This window comes from Haloarcula onubensis (assembly GCF_031624605.1).
In the GTDB taxonomy this organism is placed as follows: Archaea; Halobacteriota; Halobacteria; order Halobacteriales; family Haloarculaceae; genus Haloarcula; species Haloarcula onubensis.
This window is the reverse complement of the sequence record NZ_JAMQOS010000001.1, coordinates 647,861-662,505: the sequence shown is the minus strand read 5'-3', so window position 1 is coordinate 662,505 and position 14,645 is coordinate 647,861. Positions and strand designations below refer to the sequence as shown.

The 14,645-nt window shown below is 72.0% G+C and carries 14 protein-coding genes; 13 read left to right on the top strand and 1 reads right to left on the bottom strand.

The features are described from left to right. The first annotated feature begins 26 nt into the window (after positions 1–26). From NDI86_RS03405 to NDI86_RS03350, 12 genes are all read left to right on the top strand, one after another. Positions 27–593, top strand: coding sequence for a DUF7310 family coiled-coil domain-containing protein (locus NDI86_RS03405; protein WP_310898989.1), 567 nt, complete (start codon positions 27–29; stop codon positions 591–593). Further along, positions 590–1,057 carry a DUF7311 family protein gene (locus NDI86_RS03400; protein ID WP_310898988.1) on the top strand — a complete coding sequence of 156 codons (468 nt, stop codon included), beginning with the start codon at positions 590–592 and terminating at the stop codon, positions 1,055–1,057. The genes NDI86_RS03405 and NDI86_RS03400 overlap by 4 nt, the downstream gene beginning before the upstream one ends. Next, positions 1,050–2,882: an ATPase, T2SS/T4P/T4SS family gene (locus tag NDI86_RS03395; protein WP_310898987.1), complete on the top strand. Its 1,833-nt coding sequence runs from the start codon at positions 1,050–1,052 to the stop codon at positions 2,880–2,882. The genes NDI86_RS03400 and NDI86_RS03395 overlap by 8 nt, the downstream gene beginning before the upstream one ends. Beyond that, on the top strand, positions 2,879–4,594 hold the full coding sequence (locus NDI86_RS03390) for a type II secretion system protein (RefSeq protein ID WP_310898986.1): 1,716 nt from the start codon (positions 2,879–2,881) through the stop codon (positions 4,592–4,594). The genes NDI86_RS03395 and NDI86_RS03390 overlap by 4 nt, the downstream gene beginning before the upstream one ends. A gap of 34 nt (positions 4,595–4,628) precedes the next feature. After that, the gene (locus NDI86_RS03385) at positions 4,629–5,090 is read left to right on the top strand and encodes a DUF7283 family protein (protein ID WP_310898985.1); all 462 of its coding nucleotides are present in this window, start codon (positions 4,629–4,631) and stop codon (positions 5,088–5,090) included. Then, positions 5,071–5,460, top strand: coding sequence for a DUF7285 family protein (locus NDI86_RS03380; protein ID WP_310898984.1), 390 nt, complete (start codon positions 5,071–5,073; stop codon positions 5,458–5,460). The genes NDI86_RS03385 and NDI86_RS03380 overlap by 20 nt, the downstream gene beginning before the upstream one ends. Further along, entirely contained in the window at positions 5,457–6,329 is an 873-nt protein-coding gene (locus tag NDI86_RS03375) for a DUF7284 family protein (protein ID WP_310898983.1), read from the top strand. Before NDI86_RS03380 ends, NDI86_RS03375 begins: the two co-directional genes overlap by 4 nt. Continuing rightward, a complete protein-coding gene (locus NDI86_RS03370) occupies positions 6,326–9,334 on the top strand; it encodes a DUF7286 family protein (RefSeq protein WP_310898982.1) in 3,009 nt (1,002 codons plus the stop codon). Before NDI86_RS03375 ends, NDI86_RS03370 begins: the two co-directional genes overlap by 4 nt. Before the next feature lie 115 nt (positions 9,335–9,449). Next, the gene (locus NDI86_RS03365) at positions 9,450–9,878 is read left to right on the top strand and encodes a DUF5791 family protein (RefSeq protein ID WP_310898981.1); all 429 of its coding nucleotides are present in this window, start codon (positions 9,450–9,452) and stop codon (positions 9,876–9,878) included. Then, positions 9,875–10,762, top strand: coding sequence for an SDR family oxidoreductase (locus NDI86_RS03360; protein WP_310898980.1), 888 nt, complete (start codon positions 9,875–9,877; stop codon positions 10,760–10,762). Before NDI86_RS03365 ends, NDI86_RS03360 begins: the two co-directional genes overlap by 4 nt. Positions 10,763–10,804: 42 nt before the next feature. Continuing rightward, positions 10,805–12,004: a DHH family phosphoesterase gene (locus tag NDI86_RS03355; RefSeq protein ID WP_310898979.1), complete on the top strand. Its 1,200-nt coding sequence runs from the start codon at positions 10,805–10,807 to the stop codon at positions 12,002–12,004. Positions 12,005–12,076: 72 nt separating this feature from the next. Continuing rightward, the gene (locus NDI86_RS03350) at positions 12,077–13,162 is read left to right on the top strand and encodes an aldo/keto reductase (protein ID WP_310898978.1); all 1,086 of its coding nucleotides are present in this window, start codon (positions 12,077–12,079) and stop codon (positions 13,160–13,162) included. Between the two features lies 1 nt (position 13,163). Here NDI86_RS03350 and NDI86_RS03345 read toward each other — a convergent pair whose 3' ends face one another. After that, the gene (locus NDI86_RS03345) at positions 13,164–13,334 is read right to left on the bottom strand and encodes an HVO_0758 family zinc finger protein (protein WP_310898977.1); all 171 of its coding nucleotides are present in this window, start codon (positions 13,332–13,334) and stop codon (positions 13,164–13,166) included. A gap of 115 nt (positions 13,335–13,449) precedes the next feature. Here NDI86_RS03345 and NDI86_RS03340 point away from each other — a divergent pair, with 115 nt between their 5' ends. Beyond that, positions 13,450–14,586 carry an MFS transporter gene (locus NDI86_RS03340; RefSeq protein ID WP_310899643.1) on the top strand — a complete coding sequence of 379 codons (1,137 nt, stop codon included), beginning with the start codon at positions 13,450–13,452 and terminating at the stop codon, positions 14,584–14,586. The last annotated feature ends 59 nt before the right edge of the window (positions 14,587–14,645 follow it).

The window sequence follows — 14,645 nt, the reverse complement described above, 5'->3', positions numbered from 1 at the left end:
GTGTGGTGCCGGGAGCAGGACCGGCCATGACCGACGTGGAGACACTGGCGGAACGGGTCGACACGGTCGAACGGGCCGTCACCGACGGGGACCACGACTTCCCGGCGGTGGACGACCTGGCAGAGCTGACCGAGCGAATCGAAGCGCTCGAAGCAGAGGTCACAGAGCTACACGACCGCGCCGACGAACTCGAGGCCGCGACGCAGGCGCTCAGGGGGTACGTCGGCAACGTCCGCTCGGTCAACGAGCGCGTCGAGGGGCGGGCCGACGCGGCGCTGGCGGCCACCGAACGGCTGGAGCGGCGTCTCGACGCGGCGACCGAGGACCGTCGGCCGGTCGACGACGGGTCGAACGAGGACCAGCGGCCCGTCGGCGTCGACGATACCGAGGTCGGGCCGGGCGTCGACCCGTCGCCACGCGAGACGGAGTCGGGTGAACCGACCCACGAGAACCACGGCCTCGGTGGGCCGACCGCGGGTCTCGCCGGAGTCGATACCGAGGACGCGGCACGGGCGAACGGTGACTCGTCGGAGCAGTCGGCGAGTGAACCGTCCGAGTCCGGCGTCCTCGAACAGATACGGTCACTGCTGTGATACTCCGCGTGGCCCTTGCGGTGGTGCTGACCACCGCGCTGCTGGCCGCCGTCACCCCGGCGGTGGCCAACGCCGGTGCCGAGAGGGCCGACGGTGCCGTGGACCGCCAGCTCGCGGCCCTGGCCGCCGAACTGGAGACGATGGTGGCGACGGACGACCCGACGGCGGACCCTGGCGCCCGTCACGTCGTCGAACTCCGGCTACCCGGTCGGTCGCTGACGAGCGCCGCCGTCACCCGGCTCCGTTTCACCAGCCGCGGCGGGGTCGCACTGGCCACGTGGCGAGTCGGTGACGGCGCCACGCGCAGCAGCACGCGCCTCGCCGGCGTCCCCGTCCACGCGGCCGGAGGCGGGGCGCTGACCCTCCGCGAGTCCGGCACACACCGGCTCGCGTTCGAACTACGGTCGCAGGACGGCCAGCGCGTTCTGACAGTCAGTCGGCTGGGTGGTGAGCACGGTGCGTGAGTGGTTCACCGACGACGAGTCCGAGGCGGACTGCCGCTGTCGGACCGACTTCGAGCGCGAAACGCTGACCGTCGACGCTGCCGACTGTCCCGGCGACGGGCGCCTCGGCGAGGCCCCCGGCTGTCGGGCGACGGTCGTCGAGGCGCTGGGCCACGGCGACGTCGAGAGCGTCGTCACCGCCAGCGACGGGGTCGAGCGCGCGTATCTCGACGCCGACGCGGCGCTGCTGGTGGCGGCCGGCCGGTTCGCCTCGCGGGTGGCGTCGACGGACGAGCGCCTCGCGGAACGCGCTCGACGGGAGCCACTCGCCGCCGCGGCCGAGGCGACCGGTCGAGCCGGTCACGTCGCCGACCTGGCGGCCGAGACCGGATTCGCCGTCGCAGCGGAGGGGGTCGCCGCCGAGCGGGCGCTCGAACCGTACGTCGGGCCGTCGGTGAGTGACGCCCGCATCGCCGCTAACCCACCGAAAGCGGCGACGCTCAGGGACCGACGAACCGTCGAAACCGGCGCGACCGTCCGCCGGTACGAGACGCCGACGGCGCGGCTGGACAGCTACCACGTCCGCCCGCAGGAACACCAGTTCGACGCGGAGACGATGGCGGCGCTCTCCGCGGCCGTCGCCGTGCTGGCGACGACGGCCGACGACCCGGTTTCGCCCGCGGCGGCGGCCGAGCGCGTCGTCGACGACGGCCACACGGCGACTCGGCTCGCGAGTGCTCTCCGGAAACACACCGAGGGGCTTGGCGTCCTCGAAGACCTCTTCGCGGACCCGCGCGTCTCCGACGTGTTCGCCACGGCGCCCGTCAGCGAGACGCGACTCCGGGTGCGCGCCGAGGGCGAGACGCTCCGGACGAACGTCCGACTGACCGAACGGGGCGCCCGAAGCCTCGCCTCGACGTTCCGCCGGACCAGCGGCCGGGCGTTCTCGCGGGCGAGTCCGACGCTGGACGCGACGACCACCGTCGCCGGCCGGCGGGTCCGCGTGGCCGGCGTCACCGAGCCGGTCAGCGACGGCGTCGGCTTCGCGTTCCGGGGCCACGACGAGGAGTCCTTTCGGCTCTCGGACCTCGTCGAGAACGGGACCGTCCCCCCGCGGGTCGCCGGCCTCCTCTCCGTCGCCGTCGAACGCGGCGCGGCGTGTCTCGTCGCCGGGCCCCGTGGCGCCGGGAAGACGACGCTGCTTGGCGCACTGCTCTGGGAACTGCCCCGGACCGTCCGCACGGTCCTCATCGAGGACACCCCGGAACTCCCGGTCTCGGCCCTGCAGTCGGCCGGCCGGGACGTCCAGCCGCTGCGGACCGAGAGCGGTGACGGCCCCTCGGTGGACGCGGCGGCCGCGCTACGGACCGCCCTCCGACTCGGTGACGGCGCGCTCGTCGTCGGCGAAGTCCGCGGCGAGGAAGCCGGCGTCCTCTACGAGGCGATGCGCGTCGGCGGCGGCGACAGCGCGGTGCTGGGCACGATTCACGGCACCGGCGGCGACAGCGTCCGCGAGCGACTCGTTTCGGACCTCGACGTGCCCGAGAGCGCCTTTGCCGCGACGGACCTCGTCGTGACGCTCGCCCCGCCGACCGCCGAGGGCGGGCGCGGCGTCGCGGCGGTCGAGGAGGTCCGCGGGCGCGCGGACGGCGTCGGTTTCGAGCCGCTGTTCACACGCGAGAGCGCCGCCGCGACGGCCACCGGGCGCATCGACCGCGGGTCGAGCCACCTCGTCCAGTCGCTGTCTCACGCCGGCGAGTCCTACGCGAGCGTCCGCGAGGCCATCGGCGACCGCACGGCCGCGCTCAGTCCGCCGAATTCGGCGGCCGGCGGTTCCGAGCCATGAGCGAGACGGCCGACGGCGACGCGGCGGCCAGCGGCGACCACGTGGCCCGGCGACTCGAACGGCTGGTGACCGTGCCCGAGGGGTACGAGCGGTCCTGTCGACTGCTGGGCGTCTCGGCTGCGCCCGAGACGGTGCTCGCGGGGAGCTACGCGCTGGCCGTCGCCGTCTGGCTCCTTGGCGTCGCCGCACTCGCCGTCGGGGCCGGCCCGGTCGCGCTCGTCGTCGGCGCCGGCAGCGCCGTCGCTGCCGTCGGAGTCGCGCTGGCCGGTCGCTACGGCGTCGGTCTGGCCGCGCAGGCTAAACGGATTCGCGCGCTGGGCGCCGCGCCGTCGCTCGTGGCGACGCTCGTGCTGGGGATGGCGCTGTGGCCGACTACAGAACGGGCGGCGGCATTCGCCGCGATCGCGGGCGACGGGCTGCTGGCCGACAGTCTCGACGCCCACCGACGGCGAGCCTCCCGGACGCCCCGGAGCGGGCTGGACGCCTTCGCTCGCGAGTGGGACGGTGAGTTCCCGGCGCTGGCCCAGTCGCTGACGCGCATCGAGCGGGCGGCGGTGGTGACTCGCGAGGAGCGGGCGGAACTGCTCGACGCCGCCCGCCGCACCGTCCTCCGCGGGACCCGCGACGAGATGGCGTCGTTCGCCGCCGACCTGCGGGCACCGGCGACGGCGCTGTACGCCTTCGGCGTCTTGCTCCCGCTCGCGATGGTCGCGCTGCTCCCCGCCGTCGGTGCGGCCGGCGTACCGGTCTCCACGCCGCTGCTCGTGGTGCTCTACGGTATCGCTCTCCCCGCTGGGCTGGTCGTCGCGAGCGCGTGGCTGCTCGCGGGGCGACCCGTCGCCTTCCCGCCGGCGCCGGTCCCGCGGAGCCACCCGGACGTCTCGACCGGCGCGATAGACGCCCTCGTGACCGCCGCGGCCATCGCCGTCGGAAGCTGGGTAGCCGGGACGGTCCTCCTCCCGGCGTGGGCACCGCCGATAGCGGCGCTGGGACTGGGCACCGGGTCGGCGCTTGTCGTCTACTATCGACCGGTCAGGGCAGTGCGGGACCGCGTCAGAACCGTCGAAGACGGGTTGCCGGCCGCCCTCTCGGCTATCGGGCGGCGGGTCGAGCGCGGCGAGTCCGTCGAAGCGGCGTTCGACGCCGCCGTCGACGCCTCGCCCGACCCCCTGTCGTCCGTGCTGGCTGAGACGGTCGAGCGCCAGGGAACGCTCGGCGTCGACGTCGAGACGGCGTTCCGCGGCGAGCACGGGACCCTGTCGACGCTCCCGAGCCCGCGGCTCCGTCGGGCCGCCGTCCTGCTGGGCGTGGCTTCGGACATCGGACCGCCGGCCGGCGAGACGATCGCGACCATGGGCGACCACCTCGAAGAACTCGCCGAGGTCGAGCGCGAGACCCGTCGACAGCTCGCACAGGTCACCGGGACGCTGTCGAACACCGCGGCGTTCTTCGGACCGCTCGTCGGCGGGGCGACCGTGGCGATGTCGGCGACGATGGGCAGCGGTGGCCCCATCCAATCTGTGTCAGCGGCGTCGCTCGGGCCGGTCGTCGGCTGGTACTGCCTGAGCCTCGCCGCCGTGTTGACGGCGCTCTCGACCGGCCTCAACCGCGGGCTCGACCGCGCGCTGGTGGGCTACCGGGTCGGGCTGGCGCTGTGTTCGTCGACGGTTGTCTACTGTGTCTCGACCGTGGCGACCGGCCTCCTCGTGTGAGCGTTTATATCCGAAGGAGCGACCAGCCCGGCCCATGTTCGACACCCACGTCGACACCGCGTACGTCTGGGTAGCCGTCGGGGTGGTGAGCGTCGCCGTCCTCGGCGTCGTCACGCAGCTGCCCGCGTCGGCACCGCCCGACGCGGCCGCTGCCGCGACGACCATAGACGAAGTGGCGACGGGGCCACCGGGGTCGGTCGCCACCCGCGACCTGCACGCCGCCGAGTGGTCGCTGACGGGTCGCCAGCTCGGCCTTCGCGCTTCGGGCGGCACCGCTCACGAGACGCTCCTGCAGCCGGTGGTCCCCGCCGTCGACGAGGCGCTCGCCGCTGTCCTCGACGGGGAGCGACCGTCGGCAGCCTTCGGGTCTCCCGGTGCGTTCCGGCGGGCGACCGAGAGAGCGGCGACCGACGGGGACCAGTGGCGCCCGGCGCCGGACCGGCTGACGGCCAGACACGTCGCCTGGGGAGGGGTCGATGTCACGCTCGTCGGCTAGGGCGGCAACGGAACCGCTGGCGGCCTTGGTCGCCGTCGTCGCCGTCTCGGCCGGGCTCGCGCTGTACGCGGGCGCGCTGGACGAGGGGCTCGCAGCGGCGACCGGCGAGCGAGACGTTGCCGGTCCCACCGCCGACGCCGTCGAGCGACGGCTGACCACCGGCGGCGTCGTCGACCCGGCGCGGGTGTCCGATTCGCTGTCGGCGATACCGTCGGGGTACGAGGGCAACGTCACGCTACGGGCCGAACGGCAGTGGTCAGCCGGGCCGACGCCGCCGGCGAGCGCCGACACAGACGAACGAACCGTCAGCGTCGCGCTCGGCCCGGCGACGGTCCGACGGGGCCGGCTCAGGGTGGCGGTCTGGCGATGAACCGGGCGACGAGCACCGTGGTCGACGTGACCGTCTGCCTCCTGCTCGTCGGCGCAGCCGTCGCGGCCCTCGTCAACGGTGCCGCGGTCGAGCGCCCGACGACCGGGAACCCCGCCGCCGAGCGGGCGGCGTTGCTCGCGACGAGCACGGCGAGCATCGAGTACACCCTGGCCGTGCCGGGCGACCCGCCAACCTGGACGACCAACGCGACGGCGACCCACCAGCGGACCGCCCACGGAACGCTCGCGGAACTGCTGGCCGAGGCGGCGATGAGTCGTGTCAGCTACGAGGGGCACCGACTCTCACGAGTCGGAACGGGCTTCGAGCGAGCGGTCGCGACGACGACGCGAAACCGGCTGCGCGAACGGGGGCACCGAACGGTCGTACGGACCCGCTGGGAACCCTACCGCGGGGCGCCGCTCAACGCCACGATGCGGGTGGGCGAGCGGCCACCACCGACGGCCGACGTGAACGCGGCGACGACGACCGTCCCGAGTCCGGCCACGAGCGCCAGCGGGCGACTCCGGCGGGTGGCGAGGGCATCGGGATACAGGGGCATCGCCGTGGTGGCGGCCGCCGCCACCGTCGAAACGCTGTTCCCGCCACAGCAGGCCCAGGTCGCGCTGGACGGCGACTACCCCGCCGACCGGCTGATGACACGTCGCTACCGCCGCATGGGAGCGCTCACCCGGGCCGGACGGCTCTCGGTCGAGTCCAGGTCGACGACCGAACTGAACGCGGACCTGACCACGGCGCTCGCAGCCAGGTTCGAGCGCGATATGCGCCGCCGGTTCGACTCCCCCGAGGCGGCGGCCCGCGCCGTCGACACCGGGAACGTCACGGTCACTGTGAGGACGTGGAAGCCATGAGCCGGGGGCTTTCACTGGCCGAGGACCGGCGAGGGCGCGTCCCGTTTGCCCTGGTCGGCGTCCTGCTGCTCGTCGCCAGTCTCGCGCTCGCACCCACGCTGTCGACCGAGCCGGCCCCGAGCGATACGGCCGTCGAGCGCGCGCTGAGCGAGGTGACGGCCGCCAGCGACACCGCCGTCCGCGAGGGCGTCGCGACGGCCGGTCGCCGGGCCGCCGCCGCGCCCGTCCTCGAACCGGCCGACACGCCCGTCGGCCGGGCGCTGTCCGACGGCCAGCCGTTCCGCGACAGCCTGCGGCTGCGGGTGTATCTGCAGGTCCGGGCCAACCTGGAGCGACTCGCGGCCCGCAGCGACGGGGTCACGGCGACGGCGTCGCTCCCGGCGGTCGATTCGACGGCCGAGTACGAGCGCGCGATAGAGCGGGTGAGTGTCGAGCAGGCCGGCGACAACGACACCGCGTTGCGCGCCACCGTCGAGAACGTCACAGTGACGGCCCGACGCGATGGTGAGGTTCTCACGCGGCGCAGGGTCGACCGGACCGTCGTCGTCCCGACGCCGGTGTTGCACCTCCACGACCAGATGGAGACGTACGAGGCCAGAGTGACGAACGGGCTGACGAAACCGGGGCTGAGCCAGCGCCTGACCGCCCGGCTGTACCCCATCGCGTGGGCGCGGGGCTACGCGCAGTTCGGCGGCGCTCCGATAGCGAACGTCGTCGCGAACAGACACGTGAGCCTGGCGACCAACGGCGCCCTGCTCGGGGTCCAGCGGTCGGTCTTCGGCCGGAGCGACCCAGCGGGTCGACAGGCGCTGACGGAGGCGACGGCCGCCGTCGGCATCGAGGATATCGTCGCCGGAAGCAACAGCCAACTCGCGAGCGAGATACTGAGCCGGACGAGCTACCGGCCGGCGAGTCAGAACATCACCACCGGCGGCGGGGCCACAGTCCAGCCCGACGAGCCGCTGCATATCGGCGTCAACGGAACGGTCGACGCCGCCTATCGGCAGGTCGGGTTTCCGGACGCCCTCAACGCAACAGCCAGGGACGCCTACACCGTCCGGGCGACGGTCGTCAGCGAGCGCGAGCACGTCCGCGGTGGGCGACCCGAGAGGCCCGACCCGCCGGGTTCGAACTGGACCGCGGCGAGGGACAGAACCAGCGCTACGGCGAGCGTCGTCGACTCGTTCGATATCGGCGTGCGCGTGCCGAGCGGCTGGCACGCCTTCGAACGGTGGGGTCGGACAGTCGACGTCACGTACACGCGGAAGGTGACGTGGGTGAAAGGCAACAGTAACAGAGTCACCAGGAACAGCCACACCGAGCGGGTCCGCGTCAGTCTCGCCCTCGTCGGCGCCCACCGGAACGACTCGCTCGTGCCGGTCCGCGGCGTCGAGACGGCCCACGACGCGGACGGGAGCCCGCTTGGCGGTGAGAATCTCGCCGACGTGGAAGGGAAAGCGAGAGACAGGCTGCTGGACCGGAGCCGGAAACGCGCCGCGAAAGACGTCGCGCTCGGGGAGTTCGCTGCGGACACCGTGTCCATCACCGGGTCACAGCCCGACTCGATACACACATGGATGGCCCGCGACCTGCGACGGCTCCGCGAGCGGGTTCGGGACATCACCGTGACGACCGACCGCGGCGCCGTGGGGACGTTCCGGACGAACCCGGCCCGACGGCTCCGGCAGAAGCTCCGGCAGCGCCGGTCGCAGCTGGTGGACGCCCCGTCGACCTACGACAGCGCCGCCGAGCGGGCCCGCGTCGCGGCCCGCGTCGAGTTCCTCGACGCCGTCGAGCGGCGGCTGGGCGGCCACGCCGGAAACCAGTCGAGAGTGAAATCAAACCTCACAGACCGGCTCGACGGGCTTCCCGGCGGGTCGCTTTCCGGACTCAGACGGGCACTGACCGCCCGCGAGACGCGCGTGCCACGTACCCGACCGACACCGACCGGCCCCGCGGGCCCGGTTCGGACGACTGTCGAGGCCCAGCCGCAGTACCTGACGCTGGCTTCGGTGAGCGAGTCGCGGGTCCCGGCCGTCGACGGCACCGAACACCCGCTCGTGGCCCGCAACGTCAACGTCTTTAGCGTCCCCTACGGCAACGCCGCGACCGAGGTGGTAAACGCCGGGGCCAGCGCCAGAAACCGGGTCGGCCTCGCGGCGGCGGCCAGGACGCTGGCGGCGGCCAACGACACCGAGGGCGGGTCGAACGCGGCCCTCGGCGGTCCCCGGAGCCAGCTACAGACGGAGGTCGCGCGGGCCAACGGGGCGGTCGTCGGCGCGCTCGTCGAGCGGGTGCGGACGGCGACTGGCGCGGACCGGGCGGCGAGTGAACGCATCGTCAGCGACGCGATGAGCCGGTGGGACACGACGGCGGCGCGCGGACTGGCCCTCGCGAACAACTCCGCGGCCGACCGCGTCGCCGAGGTGGCCGCCGACCGCCGGGGACTCTCCACACTGCGACAGGACTGGCTCCGACTCAGGCTGCTTCGGGACACGAACGCGGCGCTGTCGACCGCCCTGGCGAGACCGTCGAAGGGACCGGTGAACCGCACCGTGAACGCCGTCCGCGAAACGTCACGGAGTCGGGTCCAGAGCGCGCTCGCGGACCGCAGCCGAGAGGAGGTCGAACGGCTCGCAAAGAAACGGCTGGGGACGAAGGTGCTCCCGTCCGGCTTGCCGCTCGCACCGCCGCTACTTCCGTGGTATCTGACGATGAACGTCTGGGTGGTGACGGTCGAGGGGACGTACGCCCGCTTCAGCGTGACGGCGAGACACGGCTCCCCTGACACCCCAGGCGCGACGGTCAGGTACGTCCGCGAGGAGCGGGCGGTCGACCTAGACGTCGACGGCGACGGGAGTGGTGAACGGCTGGGCGCCAATACGCGAATCTCCTTTCACGCCGACACCGGCGTTGTGGTGGTAGTCCCGCCGAAGCCGCGCGGCGTCGGCGACAAGGACGGCAACAGCGTGGAGACGTCGGCGGGGTGGCCGACGCCCGGCTGAGGGCGGCTGTAGACGGGTCGTTCGGCCCCGGTCGCGGCTCGGTCTGCCCTTTCGGTCGCGATAGTATCGGCGGCGAAGCCAATCCATATAACGCCGCCACCCCGTAGCCACAGCCATGCTCAGAACCGAGTTTCCGGACGCCGGCGAGCAGTCGCCCGAGGCGCTGCTGTCGGCCTACGGGTCGGTCCTCGCGGAGACGGTCGCGTCGGTCGGCGCCGACACCGTCGCCGAGTCGGCGGGCCTCGACCGCGAGACCGTCGACGCAGTCGCGGACGGCGACGGCGCGGCGCTCTCGCTCTCGGACGCGACGGCCGTCCTCGCGACCGACCCCGACCGGCCCGACGCCGACGCCCTGCAGGCCGAGGCCCGGGACATCCTCCTGATGGGGATGACGACGGCCGTGATGGACGTCGAGTCGCTGGCCTCGGGCATCGACAGTCAGCTCGAACCAAAGGAGATTCAACAGAAGATAGAGGGCCGCTACCCGATGACACTCGAGGAGTACGCCCTGTTGCACAGCTACATCGAGAGCCAGCAGCGATGAGCCGGGTCGCCATCCTGGGCTGTGGCTACGTCGGGCTGGAACTGGGCCGACAGCTCGCCGCCGACCACGACGTCGTCGGGGTGCGACGCTCCGAGGCCGGACGGGACGCAATCGAGCAGGCGGGCTTCGAGGCGGTCCGGGCCGACGTGACCGACGCCGACTCGCTGTCGGCGGTGCCCGACGCCGACTGGGTCGTCTTCGCGGCGAGTTCCGGCGGTCGCGGTGCCGAGGTGGCCCGCGAGGTGTACGTCGAGGGACTGAAAACCGCTATCGACCACTTCTGGTCGCGGACCGACGCCCCCGAGCGGCTGGTGTACACCTCCAGTACGGGCGTCTACGGCGACCACGGCGGCGACTGGGTCGACGAGGGGACGCCACTGGACCCACAGACCGAGAAGACCGACGTGCTCGCGGAGGCCGAGCGGGTCGCCCGCGAACGGCCGGGCGAGTACGGCGGCCACGGAACGGTAGCGCGCTTCGCGGGGCTCTATGGCCCCGACCGCTATCGGCTGGAACGGTATCTGGAGGGGCCCGTGACCGCGGGCTATCTCAACATGGTCCACCGGGACGACGCGGCCGGGGCGGTCCGCTTCCTGCTGGAGGGGGGCCACCGCGACGGGGTGGTCCTCGTGGTGGACGACGAACCGGTCGAGAAGTGGGCCTTCGCCGACTGGCTGGCCGAACGGTGTGGCGTCGCGTTCCCGCCCAAACAGACGACCGAGGAGCGCCTGGCCGACCCCGACCTCTCCGAGACGGCGAAGCGGCGCATCGAGACGAGCAAGCGCTGTTCGAACGACCGACTGCGCGAACTGGGCTACGAGTTCGCCTATCCGACGTTCAGAGACGGGTACCGTGCGGCGGTCGATTCGTACGTCGCCGAGTGACCGGGGGAACCTTCTTATCCTTCCCCGGAGCAGTTACCCGGTATGTACCTGGTGGCCGCAGGGGACCTAATCAGCCTGGCCGAGGGGGTTCCGGGCTACGTCAGCGAGAACCCGGTCCTGGTCGCCGGTGTCGTCGTCGGGCTCGTCGTGCTGTTCGGCGGCGGATTCACCCTCTATCGCTACCTGACGCGGTCGCCGGTCAGCCGGCTCCAGTCGCTGCTCGCCGACCACGACGCCGTGACGGTGCTGATGCACCCCAACCCCGACCCGGACGCGATGTCGTCGGCGCTGGCGGTCGACCAGCTCGCGGCCGCCACGGGGACCGACGCGAGACTGTGTTACTCGGGTGAGATTCGACGGCCGGAGAACCGGGCGTTCGAGACGGTGCTGGACCTCGAGTTCGACCGCGTCGAGACCCTGGGCGACATCAAGACGGAGGCCGTCGTGCTCGTCGACCACAACAAGCCACGCGGCTTCGCGGGCGCGGAGAAGATAGAGCCGATTGCCGTCATCGACCACCACCCCGGCGGCGGCACCGGCGCCGATTTCACCGACGTGCAGACCGATATGGGTGCCTGTGCGACGATATTCGCACAGTACTTCGAGTCCCTGGAGTGGGACTTCTTCGAGGTCGACGTCGCGCTGACCGACGGCGGCGTCGACACGGACGACGTGCCCGAAGAGGCGATGCCGAGCCACGTCGCGACGGGGCTCATCTACGGCATCCAGTCGGACACGCGGTCGCTGACGAACGGCTGTTCCGCGGCCGACTTCGCCGCGGCGGCGTATCTGTACCAGGGCGTCGACACCGACCTGCTGAACCGCATCGCCAACCCGCAGGTCGACGCCGAGGTCTTAGACGTGAAAGCCAGAGCCATCAGCGACCGCGAGGTCAGAGCCCCTTACGGGTTCAGCGACGTGGGCGACGTGTCGAACACGGACGCGATACCCCAGGCGGCCGACGAACTTGAGACACTGGAGGGTGTGTCGGCCGTCGTCGTCGTCGGCGAGAAGGAGGGGACCATCCGCGTCGCCGGCCGCTCGCGTGACGACCGGGTCCACATCGGTCGCGTCGTCGAGGCCGTCGTCGACGACATCCCGATGGCCGAGGGCGGCGGCCACGCCCGGATGGGCGGCGGGAAGATACCCATCGAGTACATGGACGGCATCGGCCCGAGCGACGGCGTCTCCCGGGAGGAACTGCAGGAGCGGTTCTTCGAGGCCATGGCCGGCGAACGCTAGCTCGGGCACGCAGGTGAACTCCGGCCAGCTACAGACCTCGCTCCTTTTACCCGCACGACCGCAACTTCGGGTATGGCAACACGTGAGGGGACGTGGGCGTACCGGGACGCCCACGACGACTTCGCACGGACCTTCTTCCGGCGCTTCGGCGACGGCGTCGCCTCCAGCATCGGCGTCGGGACGTATCTCGGCGAACCGACCGACGAGCGCGACGACGCCTACGACGAGGCCATCCGCCTAGCGCTGGAATCGGGAGTCAACGTCGTCGACACCGCCATCAACTACCGCCACCAGCGCTCCGAGCGGGTGGTGGGGCGCGCGCTGGCCGACGCCGACGTCGACCGCGAGGCGGTCGTCGTCGCGACGAAAGGCGGGTTCGTCCCCTTCGACGGCGACCGGCCAGACGATCCGGGCGCGTTCGTCAAGCGCGAGTACGTCGATACCGGACTGGTCGACCGGGCGGACCTCGTAGGCGGTCAGCACTGCATCGCGCCCGCCTTCGTCGACGACCAGCTCGACCGCTCGCTCGACAACCTCGACCTCGACACCGTCGACCTGTACTACGTCCACAACCCGGAGACACAGCTCGCCGAGAACAGCCGCGAGGCGGTGTACGACCAGCTCGAAGCGACCTTCGAGCGACTGGAACGGCGCGCCGCCGCCGGCGACATCGAGCACTACGGCGTCGCGACGTGGGACGCCTTCCGCGTGCCCGCGGACCACGAGCGGTACCTCTCCCTGCCCGAAGTCGTCGAGCGGGCGCGGGCCTCGGCGAAGGCGGCGGACAACACCGCGACGCACTTCCGGGCGGTGCAGTTACCGTTCAACGTGTTCATGGCCGACGCCTTCACCGTCGCGGCACACGAGGGGCCCGACGGCCCGCAGTCGGCGCTGTGGTTCGCCCACGAGGCCGGGCTGGACGTGTTCACGAGCGCGTCCATCATGCAGGGCCGACTGGCGACGGAGATGCCCGAGAGCGTCGAGGCGAAACTGGCGGGGGAGACGCGCGCCCAGCGAGCGCTCAACTTCGCCCGGAGCGCGCCGGGCGTGACCTGCTCGCTTGTGGGGACCGGCTCGGTCGACCACGCCCGGGAGAACGTCGACGCGGGGCGATACGAACCGCTCGGTGCCGACGCCTTCGACGCCGTCTTCGAGTAATCTAGCTCAGCTCCGTCCACGTGCGACCACACGACGGACAGACCCGCTGTTTCCCGATTTCGCCGGGGTCGTTGTCCGTCGCTAGCTCCTCCTCGCAGGCGCTACAGGAGAGTCGCCCGTAGCTGTCTTTCTCGACGTCCCCGCTCCGGAGGGCCTTTCTGACCGAGTCCATGTGCGACAGTGTGACAGCCGACGATAAAAAGGCCGCGGCGTTCCGGAAGCGCCTTCACGGTATCGGGCGAAGCGTGGACGTGTCCCGACGGTCCGTGTTCGGCTCGTTGCTCGGACTGATATTCTGCATCAACCTCGCCCGTGTCGTCTTCGCGCCGCTCATCGAACCCATCAGAGCGGCCACCGGCGCGAGCGACGCCACGCTCGGGCTACTGGCCACGCTCGTGTGGGCCGGTAGCGCGGTGCCCCGGCTCCCGACCGGCCTCTTGTTGACCCGCGTCAGCAGAGCGCGGGCCATCCTCGTCTCGGGCGTGATACTCACCCTCGGGACGGCCTTTACCGCGCTGACGACCGACCCGACGCTGTTGCTGCTGGGCGCGTTCGTCATGGGGTGTGCCAGCGGCGTCTACTTCATCGCGGCGAACCCGCTCATCAGCGAGCTGTTCCCCGAATCACCCGGCCGGGCGCTCGGGCAACACGGCGTCGCCAGCCAGCTGGCCGCGGTGGCCGCGCCGGGCATCGTCACCGCCGCGCTGGTCGTCGGCGACTGGCGGACGACGCTGCAGGCGATGGCCGTCGCCGCGGCGGTGGTGACCGTCGTCTTCACGCTGGTCGCCCGCCGGACGGAGTTCCCCGACGCCGGACGGCAAGACACCGACTTCCTGGGTGCGCTCCGCGCCCAGTGGCCCATCGTCGTGACGGCCGTCGCCACCCTCGGGCTGACGACGATGGTCTGGAACGGCGTGTTCAACTTCTACGTCACCTATCTGGGAACCGTCGGCATCGAGGCACGGGCCGGCCGGACGCTGCTGCAGGTCACCTTCGCCGCTGGCGTCCCCGCGTTCTACGTCAGCGGCCGACTGGTCGACCGGCTCCCGGCGATTCCGTACATGCTGGCTATCCTCGCCGCCTTCACCGGCTGTATCCTCCTCCTGCCCGCCCTGGGCGGGTTCTGGGCGCTGGCCGGACTCAGCGCCGTCATGGGCTACGTCATCCACAGCATCTTCCCCGCCGTCGACACCTACCTGCTGGGCTCGCTGCCGGACCACCACCGCGCCAGCGCCTACTCGGCCTACGGCGCGGGCATGATGCTCATCCAGGCCCCGGGTAGCCTCGTCGTCGGCCTGCTCCGTGACGCCGGCGTCGGCTTCCCCACCATCTTCGAGTGGATGGGCGGCGGGCTCGTCGCCCTCTTTGCCGTCCTCCTCGTCCTCCACGTCGACGGCCGACTCCCCGAGACGGCGCGGGCGTGAGAGCGAGGATACGCAGCCGATGCAATCCACAGGACAAAATATGGGCTTCCCAGAGCGGT

Bases quoted from the DNA above. Each gene is read 5' to 3' on its own strand.
- NDI86_RS03405 (WP_310898989.1), top strand. From the start codon at position 27: ATGACCGACGTGGAGACACTGGCGGAACGGGTCGACACGGTCGAACGG.
- NDI86_RS03390 (WP_310898986.1), top strand. From the start codon at position 2,879: ATGAGCGAGACGGCCGACGGCGACGCGGCGGCCAGCGGCGACCACGTG.
- NDI86_RS03385 (WP_310898985.1), top strand. From the start codon at position 4,629: ATGTTCGACACCCACGTCGACACCGCGTACGTCTGGGTAGCCGTCGGG.
- NDI86_RS03380 (WP_310898984.1), top strand. From the start codon at position 5,071: ATGTCACGCTCGTCGGCTAGGGCGGCAACGGAACCGCTGGCGGCCTTG.
- NDI86_RS03375 (WP_310898983.1), top strand. From the start codon at position 5,457: ATGAACCGGGCGACGAGCACCGTGGTCGACGTGACCGTCTGCCTCCTG.
- NDI86_RS03370 (WP_310898982.1), top strand. From the start codon at position 6,326: ATGAGCCGGGGGCTTTCACTGGCCGAGGACCGGCGAGGGCGCGTCCCG.
- NDI86_RS03365 (WP_310898981.1), top strand. From the start codon at position 9,450: ATGCTCAGAACCGAGTTTCCGGACGCCGGCGAGCAGTCGCCCGAGGCG.
- NDI86_RS03360 (WP_310898980.1), top strand. From the start codon at position 9,875: ATGAGCCGGGTCGCCATCCTGGGCTGTGGCTACGTCGGGCTGGAACTG.
- NDI86_RS03355 (WP_310898979.1), top strand. From the start codon at position 10,805: ATGTACCTGGTGGCCGCAGGGGACCTAATCAGCCTGGCCGAGGGGGTT.
- NDI86_RS03350 (WP_310898978.1), top strand. From the start codon at position 12,077: ATGGCAACACGTGAGGGGACGTGGGCGTACCGGGACGCCCACGACGAC.
- NDI86_RS03345 (WP_310898977.1), bottom strand. From the start codon at position 13,334: ATGGACTCGGTCAGAAAGGCCCTCCGGAGCGGGGACGTCGAGAAAGAC.